Source organism: Streptomyces sp. NPDC032198 (assembly GCF_040636975.1).
Lineage (GTDB): Bacteria > Actinomycetota > Actinomycetes > Streptomycetales > Streptomycetaceae > Streptomyces.
Map to the genome: position 1 here is coordinate 631,008 of NZ_JBEZVL010000002.1, position 18,746 is coordinate 649,753.

The 18,746-nt window shown below is 71.4% G+C and carries 17 protein-coding genes; 7 read left to right on the top strand and 10 right to left on the bottom strand.

Annotated features, from left to right (window positions below; translation table 11 throughout):
• Positions 1 to 372: 372 nt before the first annotated feature.
• Entirely contained in the window at positions 373 to 1,053 is a 681-nt protein-coding gene (locus AB0E78_RS08030) for a M23 family metallopeptidase (protein WP_361829451.1), read from the top strand.
• A gap of 13 nt (positions 1,054 to 1,066) precedes the next feature.
• Here AB0E78_RS08030 and AB0E78_RS08035 read toward each other — a convergent pair whose 3' ends face one another.
• Positions 1,067 to 1,642 carry a TetR/AcrR family transcriptional regulator gene (locus tag AB0E78_RS08035; protein ID WP_361829452.1) on the bottom strand — a complete coding sequence of 192 codons (576 nt, stop codon included), beginning with the start codon at positions 1,640 to 1,642 and terminating at the stop codon, positions 1,067 to 1,069.
• Between the two features lie 157 nt (positions 1,643 to 1,799).
• On the opposite strand from AB0E78_RS08035, the gene AB0E78_RS08040 reads away from it, so the two are divergent.
• Positions 1,800 to 3,497, top strand: coding sequence for an MDR family MFS transporter (locus tag AB0E78_RS08040; RefSeq protein ID WP_361829454.1), 1,698 nt, complete (start codon positions 1,800 to 1,802; stop codon positions 3,495 to 3,497).
• Between the two features lie 112 nt (positions 3,498 to 3,609).
• On the opposite strand, the gene cseC is transcribed toward AB0E78_RS08040, so the two are convergent.
• From cseC to AB0E78_RS08065, 5 genes are all read right to left on the bottom strand, one after another.
• Positions 3,610 to 4,980 carry a two-component system sensor histidine kinase CseC gene (gene cseC / locus AB0E78_RS08045; protein WP_361829456.1) on the bottom strand — a complete coding sequence of 457 codons (1,371 nt, stop codon included), beginning with the start codon at positions 4,978 to 4,980 and terminating at the stop codon, positions 3,610 to 3,612.
• 60 nt (positions 4,981 to 5,040) lie between these two features.
• Positions 5,041 to 5,754, bottom strand: a complete 714-nt coding sequence (cseB, locus tag AB0E78_RS08050) for a two-component system response regulator CseB (RefSeq protein ID WP_361829458.1) — start codon at positions 5,752 to 5,754, stop codon at positions 5,041 to 5,043.
• 9 nt (positions 5,755 to 5,763) lie between these two features.
• Positions 5,764 to 6,417 carry a hypothetical protein gene (locus AB0E78_RS08055; protein WP_361829460.1) on the bottom strand — a complete coding sequence of 218 codons (654 nt, stop codon included), beginning with the start codon at positions 6,415 to 6,417 and terminating at the stop codon, positions 5,764 to 5,766.
• Positions 6,405 to 6,953, bottom strand: coding sequence for a SigE family RNA polymerase sigma factor (locus AB0E78_RS08060; RefSeq protein ID WP_361829462.1), 549 nt, complete (start codon positions 6,951 to 6,953; stop codon positions 6,405 to 6,407). The genes AB0E78_RS08055 and AB0E78_RS08060 overlap by 13 nt, the downstream gene beginning before the upstream one ends.
• A 195-nt stretch (positions 6,954 to 7,148) precedes the next feature.
• Complete coding sequence (locus AB0E78_RS08065) at positions 7,149 to 8,072, bottom strand: A/G-specific adenine glycosylase (RefSeq protein WP_361829463.1); 924 nt, start codon at positions 8,070 to 8,072, stop codon at positions 7,149 to 7,151.
• 150 nt (positions 8,073 to 8,222) lie between these two features.
• Here AB0E78_RS08065 and AB0E78_RS08070 point away from each other — a divergent pair, with 150 nt between their 5' ends.
• Both AB0E78_RS08070 and AB0E78_RS08075 read left to right on the top strand, forming a co-directional pair.
• Positions 8,223 to 9,800, top strand: a complete 1,578-nt coding sequence (locus tag AB0E78_RS08070) for a histidine kinase (RefSeq protein WP_361829465.1) — start codon at positions 8,223 to 8,225, stop codon at positions 9,798 to 9,800.
• Positions 9,797 to 10,450, top strand: a complete 654-nt coding sequence (locus tag AB0E78_RS08075; RefSeq protein WP_361829466.1) for a response regulator transcription factor — start codon at positions 9,797 to 9,799, stop codon at positions 10,448 to 10,450. The genes AB0E78_RS08070 and AB0E78_RS08075 overlap by 4 nt, the downstream gene beginning before the upstream one ends.
• Before the next feature lie 50 nt (positions 10,451 to 10,500).
• Here AB0E78_RS08075 and AB0E78_RS08080 read toward each other — a convergent pair whose 3' ends face one another.
• Positions 10,501 to 11,160: a phosphatase PAP2 family protein gene (locus tag AB0E78_RS08080; RefSeq protein ID WP_361829468.1), complete on the bottom strand. Its 660-nt coding sequence runs from the start codon at positions 11,158 to 11,160 to the stop codon at positions 10,501 to 10,503.
• Positions 11,161 to 11,345: 185 nt separating this feature from the next.
• Here AB0E78_RS08080 and AB0E78_RS08085 point away from each other — a divergent pair, with 185 nt between their 5' ends.
• Positions 11,346 to 12,173 (top strand): hypothetical protein, encoded by an 828-nt coding sequence (locus tag AB0E78_RS08085; RefSeq protein ID WP_361829470.1) that lies wholly within the window; start codon positions 11,346 to 11,348, stop codon positions 12,171 to 12,173.
• 52 nt (positions 12,174 to 12,225) lie between these two features.
• On the opposite strand, the gene disA is transcribed toward AB0E78_RS08085, so the two are convergent.
• Both disA and radA read right to left on the bottom strand, forming a co-directional pair.
• Positions 12,226 to 13,350, bottom strand: a complete 1,125-nt coding sequence (disA, locus tag AB0E78_RS08090) for a DNA integrity scanning diadenylate cyclase DisA (protein WP_249588570.1) — start codon at positions 13,348 to 13,350, stop codon at positions 12,226 to 12,228.
• Between the two features lie 79 nt (positions 13,351 to 13,429).
• The gene (gene radA / locus AB0E78_RS08095) at positions 13,430 to 14,839 is read right to left on the bottom strand and encodes a DNA repair protein RadA (RefSeq protein ID WP_361829472.1); all 1,410 of its coding nucleotides are present in this window, start codon (positions 14,837 to 14,839) and stop codon (positions 13,430 to 13,432) included.
• A 223-nt stretch (positions 14,840 to 15,062) separates the two neighbouring features.
• Here radA and AB0E78_RS08100 point away from each other — a divergent pair, with 223 nt between their 5' ends.
• Positions 15,063 to 16,754 (top strand): hypothetical protein, encoded by a 1,692-nt coding sequence (locus AB0E78_RS08100; protein ID WP_361829474.1) that lies wholly within the window; start codon positions 15,063 to 15,065, stop codon positions 16,752 to 16,754.
• Positions 16,755 to 16,826: 72 nt separating this feature from the next.
• Here the strand turns inward: AB0E78_RS08100 and AB0E78_RS08105 are convergent, their stop codons facing one another.
• Positions 16,827 to 17,660, bottom strand: coding sequence for a hypothetical protein (locus AB0E78_RS08105; protein WP_361829476.1), 834 nt, complete (start codon positions 17,658 to 17,660; stop codon positions 16,827 to 16,829).
• 71 nt (positions 17,661 to 17,731) lie between these two features.
• Between AB0E78_RS08105 and AB0E78_RS08110 the strand changes: the two genes are divergently transcribed.
• Complete coding sequence (locus AB0E78_RS08110; protein WP_361829478.1) at positions 17,732 to 18,691, top strand: Ppx/GppA phosphatase family protein; 960 nt, start codon at positions 17,732 to 17,734, stop codon at positions 18,689 to 18,691.
• Positions 18,692 to 18,746 lie beyond the last annotated feature (55 nt).

Sequence of the window (18,746 nt, forward strand, 5' to 3'; positions counted from 1 at the left end):
TCGGGACCTTTGGCACGCAACCCCCGGGACCTTCGACGCGTCGGCGGGGGTCACCCCCGGGACGTGCCAGTGCTGGCCCGGGGCGCCCTCTCGAAGTGGGGTTAAACCTGGCGGCAGCCGTTAAATCCGGCAAGTGGTTGAAGGGGTAATTGTCGGAATTTGTCGGTGTCAAGGGGTCGAAAGAGGGGCGGTTGGCTACGGCTTTGGGTAGTAGATGGGGGGTTTGAGCAGGGGGCGGGGTGCGGGTTACCAAGGTGAGGCCCCGGCGGAACGCAGCGAAGCGTCTGCCGGGTCCCTTTGTGTCCCAGTCCGTGCCACGCAGCGACAGCGGCGGTGTCACGTACACGCTCCCCATCCCGGAGGTCATCCGCCATGTCGAAGCGCGCCACGTCCCACCAGTCCGGCCTGTCCCTGCTCCGTACGCGGACGGCCGTCGTCACCGTTGCCACCGTCGGGCTCGGCGCATCGGCCGTTCTCGGTACCGGGGTCGCGGCGGCCGCTGACGCCAAGAGCGGCGCTCTGCCCGGCGTCTCCGCCAACTCGATATCGGCGCAGGCCGACGCGCAGGCCAAGGCCGCGTCGAAGGCTCAGCAGGCCGCCACCAAGGCCAAGCAGGCCGCCGCCAAGAAGGCCGCCGCCTGGCAGGACCCGGTCGACAAGTACACGCTCTCCGCGTCCTTCGGGCTCGGCGGCAACATGTGGTCCAGCAAGCACTCCGGCCAGGACTTCGCCGTGTCGATCGGCACCTCCGTCGAGGCCGTGCACAACGGCACCGTCGTCAAGGCCGGCGGCAACGGCGCCGGTGACGGTCCCGCGTACGGCAACGCCATCGTGATCAAGCACGACAACGGCACGTTCTCGCAGTACGCGCACCTGTCGAAGATCGACGTGCGCGTCGGCCAGACCGTCGGCACCGGCCAGCACATCGCCGCCTCCGGCAACACCGGAAACTCCAGCGGCCCGCACCTGCACTTCGAGATCCGTACGACCCCGAACTACGGCTCGGCGGTCGACCCGGTCGCGTTCCTGCGCTCCAACGGCGTCACCGTCTGACCCCAGCAGCCGCTCAGGCGCCCTCGTGCGCCCGCGTCACCAGATCGATGGCGACCTCCAGGATGGCCTTGCGCTTCTCCTCGGGGTCGCCTTCGGCGTCCTTGAGCACGAACATCCCGCCGTGCATCGTGAACAGCGCGCTGAAGCAGCGCACCTGCGCCGTCATAGGCGCACCCGGCTCCCGGAGGATGTCGAGCAGGCTGAACATGCGGTCCTTGAAGGTCTCGCCCGTCTTCAGGTCCCGCATCGTCGCCTGGTTCTCCTGCATGAATCGGAAGAGCGAGGCCGCGCCCGTGAGGATCTCGCTGTAGCGGGTCAGGATCGTCCGCTTGACCTCCAGGGTGTGCGGCTGGTCCTTGCCCCACTCCACCAGCTCGTCGATGGGCTTGGTCAGGTCCTCGAAGATGCTGGTGAGGATGTCTTCCTTGGTCTTGAAGTGGTAGTACAGCGCCGCCTTCGTGACATCCAGACGCTCCGCGATCTCGCGCAGTGACGTCTTCTCGTAGCCCTGCTCGGCGAAGAGTTCGAGGGCCACGTCCTGGATGCGTTGGCGGGTGTCCCCGCGGCGCTGCTGCTTTCCCGTGACCATCTCTTGCTCCTTGGCTCCCTCGGCTCGAATCCTTGGACCCGATTTTACTTACTTGACGCCCGGCTAGTTGGGGGTCTAGTTTCCCTCAGTGTAGCCAGCTTGCCGGTCGGCAAGTAAGTGGCAAAACGTAGTCGGGGTAACCGGGGAGTTGGGGAACATGGCGGACATCAGGCAAAAACCGGGAGAGCAGGCCAAGGAAGCGCCGCAGCCGCGCAGCGTGCGCGTCGTGATGATGGCGCTGATGGGCACGATCCTGCTCGCGATGCTCGACAACATGATCGTGAGCCCCGCGATGCCGACGATCGTCGGCGACCTCGGCGGCATGGAGCACCTGTCGTGGGTCGTCACCGCCTACATGCTCGCGACCGCGGCCTCGACCCCCATCTGGGGCAAGCTCGGCGACATGTACGGCCGCAAGGGCGTCTTCCTCACCTCCATAGTGATCTTCCTGGCCGGCTCCGCGCTCAGCGGCATGGCGCAGGACATGGGCCAGCTGATCGGCTTCCGCGCCGTACAGGGACTCGGCGCCGGCGGTCTGATGGTCGGCGTCATGGCGATCATCGGTGAGCTCGTCACGCCCCGGGACCGCGGCAAGTACATGGGCATGATGACCGGCGTCATGGCGGTCGCCATGATCGGCGGACCGCTCGTCGGCGGCACCATCACCGACCACCTCGGCTGGCGCTGGGCCTTCTACATCAACCTGCCGCTCGGCGCCGTCGCCCTCGCCATGGTGACCGCCGTCCTCCACCTTCCCAAGAAGAAGGCGAAGGGGCGCATCGACTACCTCGGTGCGGCGCTGCTGACCGTGGGCATCAGCTCGCTCGTGCTCGTCACCACGTGGGGCGGCACCGAGTACGCCTGGACCTCGACCGTGATCATGGAGCTCATCGCGATCGGCGTCGTCGCCCTCATCGGCTTCGTCATCGTGCAGAGGAAGGCCGCGGAACCGATTCTGCCGCTGCACATCTTCCGCAATCTCAACTTCACCCTGATGGCCGTGATCGGCTTCCTCACCGGGTTCGTGATGTTCGGCGCGATGCTGTTCCTGCCGCTCTACCAGCAGGCGGTGCAGGGCGCGTCGGCCACCAACTCCGGTCTGCTGCTCCTGCCGATGCTGCTCTCGATGATGGTCGTCTCGTTCTTCTCGGGCCGGTTCACCACCTCCACCGGCAAGTACAAGATCTTCCCCATCGCCGGCACCGTACTGATGGTCCTCGGTCTGTTCCTGCTCTCCACGATGGACACCGACACCACGCGGTTCATGGCGGGCGTCTACATGGCGGTGCTCGGTGCGGGCATGGGCTGCCTGATGCAGATCACCATGCTGGTCGCACAGAACAGCGTCGAGATGAAGGACATGGGCGTCGCGTCGTCCTCGGCCACGCTCTTCCGTACGCTCGGTTCGTCGTTCGGCGTCGCGATCATGGGCGCGCTGTTCAACAGCCGGGTCGAGGACACGATGGCCTCGCGGGCCGGGGAACTGGGCGGCAAGGTCACCGAGCAGTCGGCGCAGCTGGACGCGAAGAGCCTGGCGAAGCTGCCGGACGTGGTGCAGTCCGCGTATCAGCACGCGGTGTCGGCCGGTACGCACTCCGCGTTCCTGCTGGGCGCGATCATCGGGCTCGCCGCGCTCGTCGCCGCCCTGTTCGTGAAGGAGGTTCCCCTGCGGGGCTCCGGCCCCAAGGACGCCGGCCCCAAGGATGCCGCGCCCTCCGCGAGCAAGGACCCCGAGGCTGCCGAGACCGGGGCCGCTGAGCTCAAGGACTCCGCCCCCGGGTTCGTGAAGCAAGCCGAGGATGTGGCTGGGGACGCCGCACCCGGGACGCGGGACACGGTCGCAGAGTCCGTCTGACCCACGCTCCGACCCCCTCGGCTGAAAGGGCCCCGGCACCTGATGGTGCCGGGGCCCTTGCGCACCCGACGCGAATGCCCGACGCGAATGCCCGACGGGAACACCCGTACGGCTACTTGTATTTGTCCGGCAGCTGCAGGATCGGGAAGCTCCCCGTGTTGGTCGGGGCGTGCTCCGGGAGCCACAGGACCGCCACCGCGCCCTCCGCCGGATCGTCCGGGCCCGCGCCCGCCGGGGTCACGTTGCGGAAGGTGAGCCGCGCGCCCAGGACCCGCGCCTGGCCCGCCGCGATCGTCAGGCCCAGGCCGTGCCCGACGCCCGCACGGTCCGTGCTGCCGGTGCGGAAGCGGCTCGGCCCCTCCTCCAGAAGTCCTGCCGGGAACCCGGGGCCGTGGTCGCGGACCCGCACCACGCGGCCCTCGACGCTGACCTCGACCGGCGGCTTCCCGTGCTTGGCCGCGTTGGCGAGGAGGTTGCCCAGGATGCGCTCCAGACGGCGCGGGTCGGTGGTCACCTCCGACTCGTGCACCACCGTCACGCTCACGTCCGAGTTCAGCACCGCGATCCGCCGCGTCACGAACTCGCCGAGCATCAGGTCCTGCAGCTCGGCCCGCTCGGCCGCGCTGTCCAGACGGGCCACTTCGAGCACGTCCTCGACGAGCGTGCGCATCGCCTGCGCCCGGTCCCTGACCAGCTCCGTCGGACGGCCGGGCGGCAGCAGTTCGGCAGCCGTGAGCAGGCCGGTCACCGGCGTACGCAGCTCGTGCGCGATGTCCGCCGTCACTCGCCGCTCGGCTTCGAGGCGCTGCTTGAGGGCGTCCGCCATCGCGTCCACCGACCGCGCGAGATCATCGGTCTCATCGCGTACGACGCCGCCGATGGCATCTCGTACGCTCACGTCGGTCTGCCCCTGGGCGACCTCCTGGGCCGCGGTCGCCGCCTTGCGCAGGCGTCGCGAGAGCTGGCCGCCGATGAGCACGCCCAGCGCGCAGCCGCCGAAGACGACGGAGATGGAGCCGATGACCAGGGCCTGGTCGAGGTCCTTCATGACGGTGGCGCTGCGGTCGGTGAAGCTGGTGTGCAGCGACAGGATGTGGCCGTTGCTCAGCGGCACCGCGGCCCAGATGTCCGGCACCCCGCCGTCGTGCTCCTCCACGTAGGTCGCGCGGCGTCCGGTGAGCACCTTCGCCAGGAGATCCTTGGGCATCGCGGGGTCGTCGATCTTCATGCCGAACTGGCCCGTGCGCCCGGACGTCTCGTAGATCCGCTGGGCGTACAGGATCCGCTCGTCCTGCACGTCGCGCGCGTTGTCGAGCATCGAGACGCGCGCGGCGTTGTGCACGACCAGGCTCAGCGCCACCGCGACCAGGGCGCCGACCAGCGCGATCGCCGCGCTGATCTTCCAGCGCACGCCGGTACGCAGGCCGGAGCCAAGGCGCGTGCGCAGGCGGGCGCGCAGCGCGGCCACCGTCCCCCTGCTCATATACGTCCCCCGTGCTGTCCTTCAGCCATGCTGTCCGTCATGCCGTCGGCTCGTCCCGGCTCATGCCTTGAGCTTGTAGCCGAAGCCGCGGACCGTCTCGATCCGGTCCTGGCCCACCTTCGTGCGCAGCCGCTGCACATGGACGTCGACGACGCGGGTGTCACCGCCCCAGCCGTAGTCCCACACGCGCTCCAGGAGCTTGTCACGGGAGAGGACCGTGCCGGGCGCGGACGAGAATTCGAGCAGCAGGCGCATCTCGGTGGGCGTCAGGGCCACCGGGGCGCCGTCCTTGCGGACCTCCATGCCCTCCGTGTCGATCTCCAGATCGCCGAAGTGCAGCACACCGCCGTCCGCCGGACCGCCCTCACCGGCGGCGGGCGCCGCCGAGTCGGGGCCGCTCGCGTGCCCGAAGCGGCGCAGCACGGCGCGGATCCTGGCCACCAGGACGGCACCGTCGAAGGGCTTGGTCACGTAGTCGTCGGCCCCCGCCTCCAGGCCGAGCACGACGTCGATGGAGTCGGCACGCGCCGAGAGCATGATCACCGGGACCGTGGACTCGTCACGGATACGGCGGCAGAGCGAGACGCCGTCGAGCCCCGGCACCATCACGTCGAGGAGCGCGATGTCCGGCCGGTCGGCACGGAACGCCTCAAGGCCCTGGAGCCCGTCGGGCATCGCGGTGACGACGAAGCCGTCCCGTTCGAGCGCGAGCTGCGTCGCCTCGCGGATGACGTCGTCGTCCTCGACGAACAGGACATGGGTGTGCTCTGCCATCGGGTGCTCTCAGTTCTCCGTCGGAGCGGGTGCGTCGCTGCCTGCCGCGCTGCTGTAGTGACTGCGGGTGCGGTCCGTCTCGGTGAAGTGGTTCGCGGACCAGCGGTACGTGATGACTTCCTCGCCGGACGGATACGACACCGGGTCACCCTTCTCGTACACCTGCTTGGTGACCACCAGGTCGCCCCGGTCGATCTCCGCGTAGACGGGCGGCTCCTCGTCCTGGAAGACATTCTCGTACTTCTTGCCTTCGGCGCGATACACGTAACTGCTGGTGCCGACCGCATCGCCGCAGGTCATGATGTTCACGACGACATCGGAGGCGGATCCTCCGGTCAGGTTGCCGTACGAGACGTCGACCGGATACTCGTCGGCGACGCAGGGCTTCAGGTCGCGCTTGACCGTCTGGCTCACCTTCGGGTCGTCCTTGACGAGCTTCACCGCCTCCAGGCTGGTGGGCGGCGCGGGCGCGGACGTCGTCGACGGTGTGGGGGACGGCGAGGGGGTCATCACCGTCTCGCCCCGGTTGCCCGGGCCCTCGTCCCTGGCGCCGGAGCCGCCGGTCGAGCAGGCCGTGGCGAAAAGGCCGATGGCGGCGAGCGCGGCCACTGCCGTGCTCCCCGCCCTCAAGGTCCTGCCAGCCCGGGTGCTTAGGCCGCGCAACGCTCCCGCTCCTCACGTTCGAGCGCGCCGGTGGCGGGCTCCTCGCGGTCCCGGCTCTCCAGCTCCTGGCGGAGCCGGGCGAGCGCCCGGTGCAGCGTGCTCTTGACCGTTCCCGCTGACATGCCGAGCGCGGCGGCCGTCTCCTCTGTGGACATCTGCTCCCAGTGTCGCAGCACGACGACGCTGCGCTGCTTGGGTGCCAGGACCTTCATGATGTCCATCAGGAGGGCCCGGTCCGCATGCTGTTCGGTGGAGTCTTCCACGCGGGCGTCGGGCATCTGCTCGGTGGGGACCTCTTCGAGCTTGCGGGCCCGCCACCACTCCGTACGCGTGTTGATCATGACGCGGCGCAGGTAGGCGTCCGCGAGCCGCTTGTCGGCTATGCCGTCCCAGCGGCCGTACGTCCGCACGAGGGCGGTCTGCAGCAGGTCCTGGGCGTCGATGGGGTCGGGGACCAGGCGCCGGGCACTGCGCAGCAGGGCATCCTGCCGAGTGCGGACGTACTCTTCGAACTCGAGCACCTCGCCGTGCGCCATACCTAACCGCCTCCGTTCCACCCACATGCTTCTGACCGCTGTCCTTGCTGTGCGGTACTCGAATGAAGCTACGGAGGGCTTGTCACGGGGCTGTGCGGAGCAGCCAGCGGAGGGCGCACGGCCTTCCGTCGGTTGTGTAACAGATGTAGGCGGGCCGTAAAGCGCGGGCGTTTCGTGGGGAGTTGTCGGCTGCTCTCAGGTGAGGGGCAGGCGGTAGAGCCCCTCGGGGAGCGGCTCGACGAGACCGTCGGAGACGAGGCCGTCGAGTGCGCGGGCCCGCTGCACGGGTTCGTCCCACACCCGGTCGAGGGTCGCCTGCGGTACGGGGGCGACGGCCTCGCGGAGCACCGCGAGCAGCTTGCCGCGGACCTGGCGGTCCGTGCCCGCGTACGTCTGGCCGCGGCGGGCCGGACCCTGGTGAGCCGGTTTGCCCGCCGCCTGCCACGCGCACTGGGCGGCGATGGGGCAGCGGGCGCAGTTCTCGTTCTTGGCGGTGCAGACGAGGGCGCCGAGCTCCATGGAGGCGGCGGCCCAGCGTGACGCGGTGCGCTCGTCCTCGGGCAGGAGGGTGCGGGCCAGCTTGCGCTCGGCGGCGGTGGTGGCGTTCGGGGGGTACTGGACGCCGGTGACGGCGCGCGCGAAGACGCGGCGCACGTTCGTGTCGAGTACGGCGTGACGCTGGCCGTACGCGAAGGAGGCGACGGCCGCGGCCGTGTACTCGCCGATGCCGGGCAGCGCGAGCAGCTGCGCGTGCTTGGCCGGTACGTCGCCGCCGTGCCGTTCCGTTATGGCGACGGCGGCGCCGTGCAGCCGGAGCGCGCGGCGGGGGTAACCGAGGCGCCCCCAGGCGCGGACGGCTTCACCCGGGGCTTCCTCGGCGAGGTCGGCGGGGCGGGGCCAGCGGGCGATCCACTGCTCGTACACGGGCAGGACGCGGCTGACCGGCGTCTGCTGCAGCATGAACTCGCTGACCATCACGCCCCAGGGTCCGGCGTCGGGCCGCCGCCACGGCAGGTCGCGCGCGTTCGCGTCGAACCAGGCGATGACGGGGCTGTGCAGGGCCTCGCCGGCGGGCTCGGGGCTGTCTGACATTGGCATGGGCTTCGTGGGCGCAGTCATGGCATGACGATCCTGCCACGGGCACCCCGGACGACGAGACAGGCGGGGCGCCTCGGGGCGAGATTTCGCGTTGAGGGTGCGGGGGGGGCAGGAGGGAGGACCTGACGATCGGCAGGGGTGGGGGAGCGGAGGGGGAAGTAGCGTCGAGGGGTGGAGAGTCGGAGAGGGTGGGATGCCCTCCTGTGGGGGGTCCTGGCCGCGCCCGCGTTGGTCGTGGACCGCGTGGGGCTGAACGAACCGCGGTCCGCGTGGCAGCAGGCCGCAGGAGCCGCCGCGCTGGCGCTGGCCGCAGGCGCCTGGCGACGGTGGCCGACGGCCTCGTTCGCGACGGCGGCAGGGCTGGGGCTCGCGGCGGCGCCCTCCCTGTTCACGCTCTCGTACGGGCCCGCCCTGGCGGTCTTCGCGCTGCTCATGGGCAGCCGCGCCGCCCGCGTCAGGCCCGCCCTCCTCGCCTTCGGGGCCACCGTCCTGCTCGGCACCGCCAAGATCGCCGTTCGCGAGGTCGACCCCGTGGTGGAGTGGCTCGTCCTCATGGGCACCCTCGTCTTCGGCGCCGTCTTCCCGTGGCTCGCGGGCCGCTACCTGAGGCAGGGCCGGGAGCTGACCGCAGCAGGCTGGACCCGCGCGGCCCACCTGGAGCGCGAGCAGCGCATCGTCGCCGACCGGGCCCGGCTGCGCGAACGGGCCAGGATCGCCCAGGACATGCACGACTCCCTCGGTCACGAGCTGAGCCTCATCGCGGTACGGGCCGGCGCCCTCCAGGTGGCCGCCGATCTGCCGGAACGGCACCGCGGCGCCGTCGCCGACCTGCGCGGGGCCGCATCGGACGCCACGGACCGGCTGCACGAGATCATCGGGCTGCTGAGGGAAGAGGGGGACGAGGCCGCCCCGCTCGCCCCGGCGGGCGAAAGCGTCCGGGCCCTCGTGGAGAGGGCCGCGGCTTCGGGGCTCCCGGTCCGGTACGTCGTGGGGGATGCGGCGGGCGACCGTGCGGAGACGCCCGCGGGAGAGAGGGAGCGGGTCGTTTATCGCGTGGTCCAGGAAGCCCTCACCAACGCCGCCAAGCACGCCCCCGGCGCCCCCGTCACCGTAGAAGTGCGGGAAGCCGTCGTCGTCGTCACCAACGGAGCCGCCCAGCAGCCGGGTCCGGGCCCGGGCGCCGGCTCCGGCCTCGTAGGCCTGCGGGCCAGGGTCGAGGACCTCGGCGGCACCCTCGACGCGGCGCCGCACGGCGACGGCTTCCGCGTCGCCGCCCTGCTCCCCCCACCGGGAGAGGGGTGCACCCCCACCCCGGCGCCCGCACCCGCCAGCTCCGGCCCCAGCCCCAGCCCCGCCCATGCGCGCCGCCGCACCCTGCTGGCCTTCGGCGCCGCCCTGGCCACCGGCGTCCTGCTGGTCGGCGGTGCCTTCGCCTGGTACGCGTACTCCAGATCGCACGCGGTCCTCGAACCGGCCGACTTCGCACGCCTGTCGGTCGGCCAGGCACAGTCCGACGCCGAACGGCTGCTCCCCGACAGAGCCGCGTCCGACCCGCCCGACGAGCGCGCCCCGACCCCGCCGCCCCAGGGCGCCGACTGCCGCTACTACCGCGCCAGCGGTGAACTCTTCGTCACCGTCGAGCACTTCAGGATCTGCTTCAGGGACGGAGCCGTCGTGGAGAAGAGTGTGATCCCCAAGGCCGGGCCCATGGGCGAGGTCCGGGAGCACGAGAAGGAGTGGGTGCGGTGATCCGCGTACTGCTGGCCGACGACGAGGCGATGATCCGCGCGGGGGTCCGCGCGATCCTCGCCGCCGGTGAGGACATCGAGGTCGTCGCGGAGGCGGGCGACGGCCGGGAGGCCATCTCGCTGGCCCAGGCCCACCGGCCCGACGTCGCGCTGCTCGACATCCGCATGCCGGGGCTCGACGGCCTGGCCGCGGGCGAGGAGATCGTACGGACGATGCCCGGCACCGCGGTCGCGATGCTGACGACCTTCTCCGAGGACGCGTACGTCGCGCGAGCGCTCGGCGGCGGAGCCACCGGGTTTCTGCTGAAGTCCGGCGATCCGTACGAACTCATCGCGGGCGTGCGCGCGGTGGCCGGCGGCGCCGCCTTCCTTTCGCCCAAGGTGGCCCGCCATGTCATCGACGGCTACGGCGCCCAGCGCACGGTCCGCGGCGCCGACGCCCGCGCGAGGACCGCGGCCCTCACCCCGCGCGAACGTGAAGTGCTCGGGCTCGTCGGCGAGGGGCTCTCCAACCCGGAGATCGCCGCCCGGCTCCACCTCGTCGAAGGCACGGTCAAGGCCTATGTGAGCGCGGTCCTCGACCGGCTGGAGGTCAAGAACCGCGTTCAGGCGGCGATCGTCGCCCACGAGGCGGGACTTGTGCGGCTCTGACACCTCACGCCTCGTGGGGCGGACGTCTCACGAGGCGTGGCTCCGACGCCTCAGCGGCGATGCGACGCGGGCCGCCGCTGCGGTGTCGCGTGCGGATGCGGCACCGGCAGCCCCGGTCCCGCGAACCACCTGACGACGCCCGTCGAGGAACCGCGCATCGCCTCGACGACACGTGCCACGGGCCGGGTCGCCAGCCGTACGAGGACGAAGGTGATCGCGGCGCCGAGGAGCAGCCCCACCAGCACGTCATGCGGATAGTGCACGCCCACGAACACCCGCGAGAACGCCATGAGCACGGCCATCGGCAGCGTCAGCGCCGCGATCCGCGGCCAGGCGAGCGCGAGGCCCACGGCCGCCGCGCCCGCGATCGTCGAGTGGTTGCTGGGGAAGGACCAGTCGCCGTACGCGGGGCACTCGACGATCGAGGTCAGCGCCCCGGAGACGGCCCGGCACGGACGCTCCTCGTCGATCGCGGACTTGAGCAGCTCGCTGCACACATAGGCCACCGCCGTGACCAGGGGGGCGAGAACGGCTATCGCGAGGGCGCGGGGGGCGCCGCGCCGTGCCCGCCACCAGGCGGCGATGAAGAGCACACCGAAGAGCAGCAGGCCGAGCTCCGTCCACACCTCGGCGAGATGCTGGAACCAGGTAGGGGTGTCGTGGGCGAAGTCGGTGACATCGCGATAGAGATCGTCGTCCATGGTGTCCATGATTACGGACGGTACGGAGTGCGGCCGAATCGTCACACCCGGCGATCGACCCGTCACACCCCCTGACGAAAGACAGGGGTACGAAAAGCGGAACAGTCCGTTCCGTGATGATGATCCGCAAACTTTGTGACTCTGGGCGGCGGGTGGGGCAGGACAACGCGCGGATCTCTCGTAAGGTTTGGGCCGTGGGATCTCTGCGCAATCCGGTCGGGCCGCTTCCCTCCACCATCTACTGGCGTCGGAGGGCCGTTCTGCTGTCCTTGATCGGACTGATGGCGCTTCTGGTCGTGTGGGTGCTCACCATGGGAGGTGGGGGCAAGAACGACGGGGCCGACGGTCCTTCGGGCTCCGGACCCGCCACCTCCATCACACCGGGGCCCTCCAGTTCCGGGCCCGCCATCAGTCAAAACCCGGGTGGGCGCGACGAGTCGGACGACGAGGGCGACGGCGGCGACTCCGGCTCCGGCGGTTCCGGCGGCTCAGGCGGTGGCTCCGGTGACTCCGAGGGGTCGGGCGGCTCGGGCGGTTCCGGCGGCGACGGCAGCGGCTCGGACGACGGCGCCAAGGGCGGCGGCGGTTCGGGCGGCCAGCTCCCCGCGGGGTCGAGCCTGCCCAACTGCGTGAGCGGCGACGTGAAGTTGAAGCTCCGCAGCGTCCACAACAGGTACGAGGTCGGCGAGAAGCCGAAGTTCGAACTCATCGCCCTGAACAGCGCGGGCAAGGCCTGCAAGGTGGATCTCGGCGGCAAGAAGACGGTGCTGACGATCACTCAGGCCGACAGCGACAAGGAGATCTGGTCCTCGGCGGACTGCCCCGCCGGTGGCGGGAGCCTGTTGCTGCGGGTGCCGGGCGACGGACGCGTCACGCGCACCGTCGAGTGGGACCGCCGGGGGAGCGAACCGCACTGCGCCACGCCTCCGGCGGCGAGCGCGAAGCCGGGGACGTACCTGATCGAGGCCAAGTCACCCGGACTCGGTTCGGTGCAGGCGTCGTTCGTGCTTGAGGACAGCTGACTGCCGAGTGATCGGGTGGGTGGGAAAATCTCCACCCACCCAGCAGCACCCTTTAGACGTACCGCTCCAGGATGGAAGACTCCGCAAGCCGCGAGAGCCCCTCGCGCACGCTCCGGGCGCGGGCCTCGCCCACCCCGTCCACCGTCTGAAGGTCATCGACGCTCGCGGCGAGCAGCTTCTGCAGCCCCCCGAAGTGCTCCACGAGCCGGTCGATGATCGCCCCGGGCAGCCGCGGCACCTTCGCCAGGAGGCGGAAGCCCCGCGGGGAGACCGCGGAGTCCAGCGCCTCGGGCGAGCCCGTGTACCCCAATGCCCGCGCCACGGTCGGCAGTTCAAGCAGCTCCGCGTGCGAGAGCGCGTCCAGTTCGAAGAGCGCCTCCTCGACCGTCCGGGAGCGCTTCGCGGTCGGCTCGGGAACGTAGTCCCGGACGACCAGCTCGCGCTCCGGCTCGACGCCCGCGATCAACTCGTCCAGCTGGAGGGCGAGGAGACGGCCGTCGGTGCCGAGCTCCACCACGTACTCGGCGATCTCCGTGGCGATGCGGCGCACCATCTCCAGGCGCTGGGCGACGGCCGTGACATCGCGGACCGTCACCAGGTCCTCGATCTCCAGGGCCGACAGCGTGCCCGCCACCTCGTCGAGGCGCAGTTTGTAGCGCTCCAGGGTCGCGAGGGCCTGGTTGGCGCGGGACAGGATCGCCGCCGAGTCCTCCAGGACCTTGCGCTGCCCGTCCACGTAGAGCGCGATGAGGCGCATGGACTGGGAGACGGAGACGATGGGGAAGCCCACCTGCTTGGACACGCGGTCCGCGGTGCGGTGCCGGGTGCCCGTCTCCTCCGTGGGGATCGTCGGGTCGGGGACGAGCTGCACGCCCGCCCGCAGGATCTTGGTGATGTCCTTGTCGACGACGATGCCGCCGTCGAGCTTGCACAGCTCGCGCAGGCGCGTCGCCGTGAACTCGACGTCCAGGATGAAGCCGCCCGTACACATCGATTCGACGGTCTTGTCCCAGCCGAGGACGATCAGCCCTCCGGTGTTGCCGCGGAGGATGCGCTCGAGTCCGTCGCGCAGGCCCGTGCCGGGCGCGACCGCGCTCAGGGAGGCGCGCATCAGCCCTTCGGCACCGGAGCTCCCGCCGGGCTTGCCGGGAGCTGACGCCCGGTCGTTGGCTGCCACTGCACTCCTCGGGTCGCGGGTTGTCCTAGCCCCGGTCCGCACGACTGCTTCGTACGGATGGGCGAGACCAGGGCAAAGTCTACCGGCGCTCTTCGCCCTCCCGTGGGGCCTCTCTGCGACGCGACCTCGGAAGGACTCGCAGCGCGTCCCCCATGTCGGCGACTTCGGTGACCTTCATACCGGGCGGGACCTTGCCCGGATCGGCGGGCACGAGGGCATGTGTGAAGCCCAGACGGTGCGCCTCGGCCAGCCTGCGCTGGACCCCCGTGACCCGTCTGACCTCGCCCGCGAGGCCCACTTCGCCGATCGCCACGAGATTTTTCGGCAGCGGGGTGTCGCTCGCCGCGCTGGCCAGGGCGAGCGCGATCGCGAGGTCCGCGGCCGGCTCGGAGAGCTTCACGCCGCCGACCGTCGCGCTGTAGATGTCGCGCTTGCCCAGGGCGGTGATGCGGCCCCGCTGCTCCAGGACGGCCAGCATCATCGAGACGCGGGAGGTCTCCAGGCCGGACGTGGTGCGCCTGGGGGAGGGGATCTGGGAGTCGACGGTGAGCGCCTGGACCTCGGCGACCAGCGGGCGGCGGCCTTCGAGCGTGACGGTCAGGCAGGTGCCGGGGACGGCCTCCGTGCGGCGGGTGAGGAAGAGGCCGCTGGGGTCGGCGAGGCCGGTGATGCCCTCGTCGTGCAGCTCGAAGCAGCCGACCTCGTCCGTCGTCCCGTACCGGTTCTTGACGCCCCGTACGAGACGCAGGCGCGCGTGGCGGTCGCCCTCGAAGGACAGGACGACGTCCACGAGGTGCTCCAGAAGGCGGGGGCCCGCGATCGCGCCGTCCTTGGTGACGTGGCCGACCAGGAGCGTCGACATGGCGCGTTCCTTGGAGGCGCGGATCAGCGCGCCCGCCACCTCGCGGACCTGGGCCATGCCGCCCGGCGCCCCGTCGATCTCCGGCGAGGCGATCGTCTGGACCGAGTCGAGGATCAGGAGGGACGGCTTCACGGCGTCCAAGTGACCGAGAACGGCGGCGAGATCGGTCTCCGCCGCCAGATAGAGGTGGTCGTCGATGGCCTTGATGCGGTCGGCGCGCAGGCGGACCTGGCTCGCCGACTCCTCGCCCGTGACGTACAGGGTGCGGTGCTCGTCGCTCGCCGACTTCGCCGCGACGTCCAGGAGGAGCGTCGACTTGCCGACGCCCGGCTCGCCGGCGAGGAGCGCCACGGCGCCGGGGACGAGGCCGCCGCCCAGGACGCGGTCGAACTCGGGCACGCCGGTGGAGCGCGCGGTGGCCTGGCGGCCGTCGACCTGGCCGATGGGCAGGGCGGACGAGGTGACCCGACCAGGGGCGGTGGTGCGGACCGCGGGCGCGCCGTACTCCTCGACCGTCCCCCAGGCCTGGCACTCGGGGCAGCGGCCGAGCCACTTGGCCGTCTGCCAGCCGCATTCGGTGCAGCGATAGGACGGCCGGTCTTTGCCGGACTTCGTACGGGCAACCATGGAACGAACCGTAGCGGGCGCCACTGACAGCGCCGACAGCGCCGACAGCGCTCACAACGCCGACAGCGCCGACCACGGCGCACGCGCTCCGTTCCGCTCGGGGGCGCGCGTCACGGAATCATGGGTTCCTGTCCCCTTTTGAGGGATCTGTTCACCCGTAAGGATTAAATGTGCTCAAGTGGGAAGAGGGACCCGGCATCATCCGCCTAACTTCGCACGGGTGATGAGCAGCAGGCCGGAAACCCCCACCCAAGCAACCGGCGCACACCGGGCGCATCGTGACGCGCGCCAGCGCGTTGTGCCCCGCTCGGTGCCGCAGGCGCCCCCCGCACGCTATGAGCCCTGTCTGGACGGCCTGTTCACGTACTGCCTGTCCGTGCTCTGCGATCACGACGCCGCGACCGCCGCCCTGGGCGACGTCCTCGCCATCGCCGAGCGCCGCGGCTCACGCGGCCCCGGCACCGAGGCCGAGCTGAAGTCCTGGCTGTACGCACTCGCCCGCTGGGTCTGCCTGCGCGCCCTCGCCGACGCCAAGCGCAAGCGGCAGGGCGCGCACGCCTCCGGAGCGGCGTCCCGCGTCCCGAAGCAGGACGGGGCCGACGCGCCGCCGGACGAGACGGAGCGGCAGCGCCGCCGTGAACTCGCCCAGCTCGCCTGGCCGGAGGCCGCGGGGACGACGCCCGAACAGCGCGAGGCCCTGGAGCTCGCCGTACGGCATCAGCTCACCCCCAAGGAAGTCGCCGCGGTCATCGGCATGGACCTCGTGAAGGCGCGCGACCTCCTCGCGTCCGCCGCCTGCGAGGTCGAGCGCACCCGCGCCGCGCTCGCCGTCGTGGAGACCGGCACCTGCCCGATCGTCGCCCGCCTCACCGGCGACAACCAGCTCCTCCTGGGCACGGCCCTGCGCCGCGAACTGGTCCGGCACGTCGACGACTGCCCGCGCTGCCGCCGCACCGCCGAGCGCGCCGGCTCCGGCGCCTGGCCCGGCACGGCCGCGTCGCCCGCGGCGCTGCCCGTCATCGAGGCCCCCCGGGCCGCCGTGCACGTGGCGATGGCGCACGTCCCGCGCGCGCGGGTCGCCGCTCCGCGCTTCGACCGGCGCGGCTTCCCGATGGACCCCAAGGACCACGCGGCCCGCCGCGACCGGATGCGCGCGCGTGCCGTGACGACGACCGTCGTCGCCACCGTGGTGGCCGCCCCGGTGCTCGCGCTCTGGGCGGCGTACAGAGGCGCGCCCCTGACCGGCGAGGGCCAGGACGGCCGCTCGGTCAGCGCGAGCGAGGACGGCTCCGACTCGATGAACGGCGACCGCAGGCGCGAGGACTACGAGAACGCGGGCAACGCCGACACCCCGCCCGACCCCCGCTTCACCGCGGGCAGCCGCTCGCCGGACGTCTCCGTGGAGGTCATCAGCCCCGGATCGCCCCCGTCCCGTTCGGGGACCGGCGCGGGACGCCTCACCGTCCAGGCGCAGTCGAGCGGCGGCACGACACTGATCACGCTCTCCGCGTCCGGGGGCGAGCCGGTCCACTGGTCGGCGAGCTCCGGGGCGTCCTGGCTCTACCTGAGCCGTTCGTCCGGGACGCTCGCCCCGGGGGAGACGTTCACGATCAGGGTGTACGTCGACCACGCGCGGGAGCCGGCCGGACACTGGAGCGCACGCGTCTCCATCGCGCCCTCGGGGGCGATCATCTCGATCGACGGGTACGGCAGCGGATCGGGCCGCCCGACGCATCCGGGCCCGAGGCCCACGCCGACGCCCCCGAAGCCGAGGCCGACGCCTACGACCCCGGACCCGACGCCTACGCCGTCGGACCCGGACCCGACCCCGCCGGACCCGACGCCGACCCCGTCAGACCCGGGGGACTCGACGCCACCGCCGAGCGACAGCGGTGGCCCGAGTCCGACTTCTTAGCCTGTCCGGCGATTGAGGACGAACTCGGCGGAGCCGGTGATCGCGGCACGCAAGGCCCGGGGGCAGCAGGTTTCAGCGAGAGGGATCCGCCGGATGCGGCGCGAGCAACGGCAGCTGGGACGCGAGGCGTTCCTCGCACAGCTCCGCGAGCCGGTCGTACCCCTCCTTGCCCATCAGCTCCGTCAGCTCGGGGCGGTAGGAGACGTACACCGGGTCACCGGCGCCGTGCGCCGACGTCGCCGACGTGCACCACCAGTGCAGGTCGTGGCCTCCGGGGCCCCAGCCGCGCCGGTCGTACTCCCCGATCGTCACCTGCAGGACGCGCGTGTCGTCGGGCCGGTCGATCCAGTCGTACGTCCGTCGGACCGGCAGCTGCCAGCAGACGTCCGGCTTCGTCTCCAGCGGCTCACGCCCCTCCTTCAGCGCCAGGATGTGCAGCGAGCACCCGGCGCCCCCGGCGAAACCGGGGCGGTTCTGGAAGATGCAGGAGCCGTTGTACGGACGGGTCTGGCGTTCGCCGTCGTCGTCCGTCGACACCCAGCCGCTCACCGTGCCGATGTCGTGGTGCTGCCAGATGTCGGGGGTGAGCCGCGCCACGGACTCGGCGACCCGCTTCTCGTCGTCCTCGTCCGAGAAGTGCGCGCCCAGCGTGCAGCAGCCGTCGTCCGCCCGGCCCGCCTGGATGCCCTGGCAGCCACTGCCGAAGATGCAGCTCCACCGAGAGGTCAGCCATGTCAGATCGCAGCGGAAGACCTGCTCGTCGTCCGCGGGATCCGGGAACTCCACCCAGGCGCGGGCGAAGTCGAGGCCCTTCTCGTCCGGCTGCACCTTTCCCGGCTTCTCCGGCTTCCCCGACTTCTTCTGTGACTTCGTTTTGTCGGTCTTCGCCTTTTTCGTCTTTGGCACGTCTCCAGGGTATGCGCGCGGTACCCGGTCCGAGGACCAGCGACGGCCGCACGCGCAGTAGCGTTCCGTATATGAGACTCGGTGTCCTCGACGTAGGTTCGAACACGGTGCATCTGCTGGTGGTGGACGCCCACCCCGGCGCGCGCCCCCTGCCCGCTTACTCGCACAAGGCGGACCTGCGCCTCGCCCAACTGCTCGACGACGCCGGTGCCATCGGCCCCGAAGGCGTCGACCTCCTCGTCGCCACCGTGCGGGACGCGATGGAGGCCGCCGAGGACAAGGGCGTGGAGGATCTGCTGCCGTTCGCGACCTCCGCCGTCCGCGAGGCCAGCAACGCCGACCAGGTCCTGGCCCGGGTCAAGGAGGAGACCGGCGTCGACCTCCAGGTCCTCTCCGGCGCCGAGGAGGCCCGCCTCACCTTCCTCGCGGCCCGCCGCTGGTTCGGCTGGTCGGCGGGAAAGCTCCTGGTCATCGACATCGGCGGCGGCTCGCTCGAAATCGCGTACGGGATCGACGAGGAACCGGACGCGGCGGTCAGCCTGCCGCTCGGCGCGGGCCGCCTCACCTCGGCCTGGCTGACCCAGGACCCGCCGGACCCCGCCGACGTGCGGGCGCTGCGGCGGCACGCGCGCGCCCAGATCGCGCGCACGGTGGGCGAGTTCACCCGCTTCGGCGCCCCGGACCACGTAGTGGCGACGTCGAAGACGTTCAAGCAACTGGCCAGGCTCGCGGGCGCCGCGCGCTCCGCCGAGGGCCTCTACGTCCAGCGCGAGCTGAAGCGGAAGTCCCTGGAGGACTGGGTCCCGCAGCTGGCCGCGATGACGGCGGCCGAGCGCGCCGAGCTGCCCGGGGTCTCCGAGGGGCGGGCGGGACAACTGCTCGCGGGGGCGCTCGTCGCCGAGGGTGCGATGGATCTCTTCGGCGTCGAGACGCTGGAGATCTGCCCGTGGGCTCTGCGCGAGGGCGTGATCCTGCGCCGGCTCGACCACCTTCCGGCCACCCAGGTCGCCACCACCGACGACGAGGCGTAGACGTACGTCACATCCGGCCCGGGTGTGCGGGAGACCACCTCCCCGGTGCCCGGGC

Coding starts and splice junctions, on each gene's coding strand:
- AB0E78_RS08060 (WP_361829462.1), bottom strand. CDS start 6,953: ATGGCGCACGGCGAGGTGCTCGAGTTCGAAGAGTACGTCCGCACTCGG.
- AB0E78_RS08110 (WP_361829478.1), top strand. CDS start 17,732: ATGAGACTCGGTGTCCTCGACGTAGGTTCGAACACGGTGCATCTGCTG.
- cseB (WP_361829458.1), bottom strand. CDS start 5,754: ATGGCAGAGCACACCCATGTCCTGTTCGTCGAGGACGACGACGTCATC.
- AB0E78_RS08035 (WP_361829452.1), bottom strand. CDS start 1,642: ATGGTCACGGGAAAGCAGCAGCGCCGCGGGGACACCCGCCAACGCATC.
- cseC (WP_361829456.1), bottom strand. CDS start 4,980: ATGAGCAGGGGGACGGTGGCCGCGCTGCGCGCCCGCCTGCGCACGCGC.
- AB0E78_RS08100 (WP_361829474.1), top strand. CDS start 15,063: ATGAGCAGCAGGCCGGAAACCCCCACCCAAGCAACCGGCGCACACCGG.
- AB0E78_RS08080 (WP_361829468.1), bottom strand. CDS start 11,160: ATGGACACCATGGACGACGATCTCTATCGCGATGTCACCGACTTCGCC.
- AB0E78_RS08065 (WP_361829463.1), bottom strand. CDS start 8,072: ATGACTGCGCCCACGAAGCCCATGCCAATGTCAGACAGCCCCGAGCCC.
- radA (WP_361829472.1), bottom strand. CDS start 14,839: ATGGTTGCCCGTACGAAGTCCGGCAAAGACCGGCCGTCCTATCGCTGC.
- AB0E78_RS08040 (WP_361829454.1), top strand. CDS start 1,800: ATGGCGGACATCAGGCAAAAACCGGGAGAGCAGGCCAAGGAAGCGCCG.
- AB0E78_RS08030 (WP_361829451.1), top strand. CDS start 373: ATGTCGAAGCGCGCCACGTCCCACCAGTCCGGCCTGTCCCTGCTCCGT.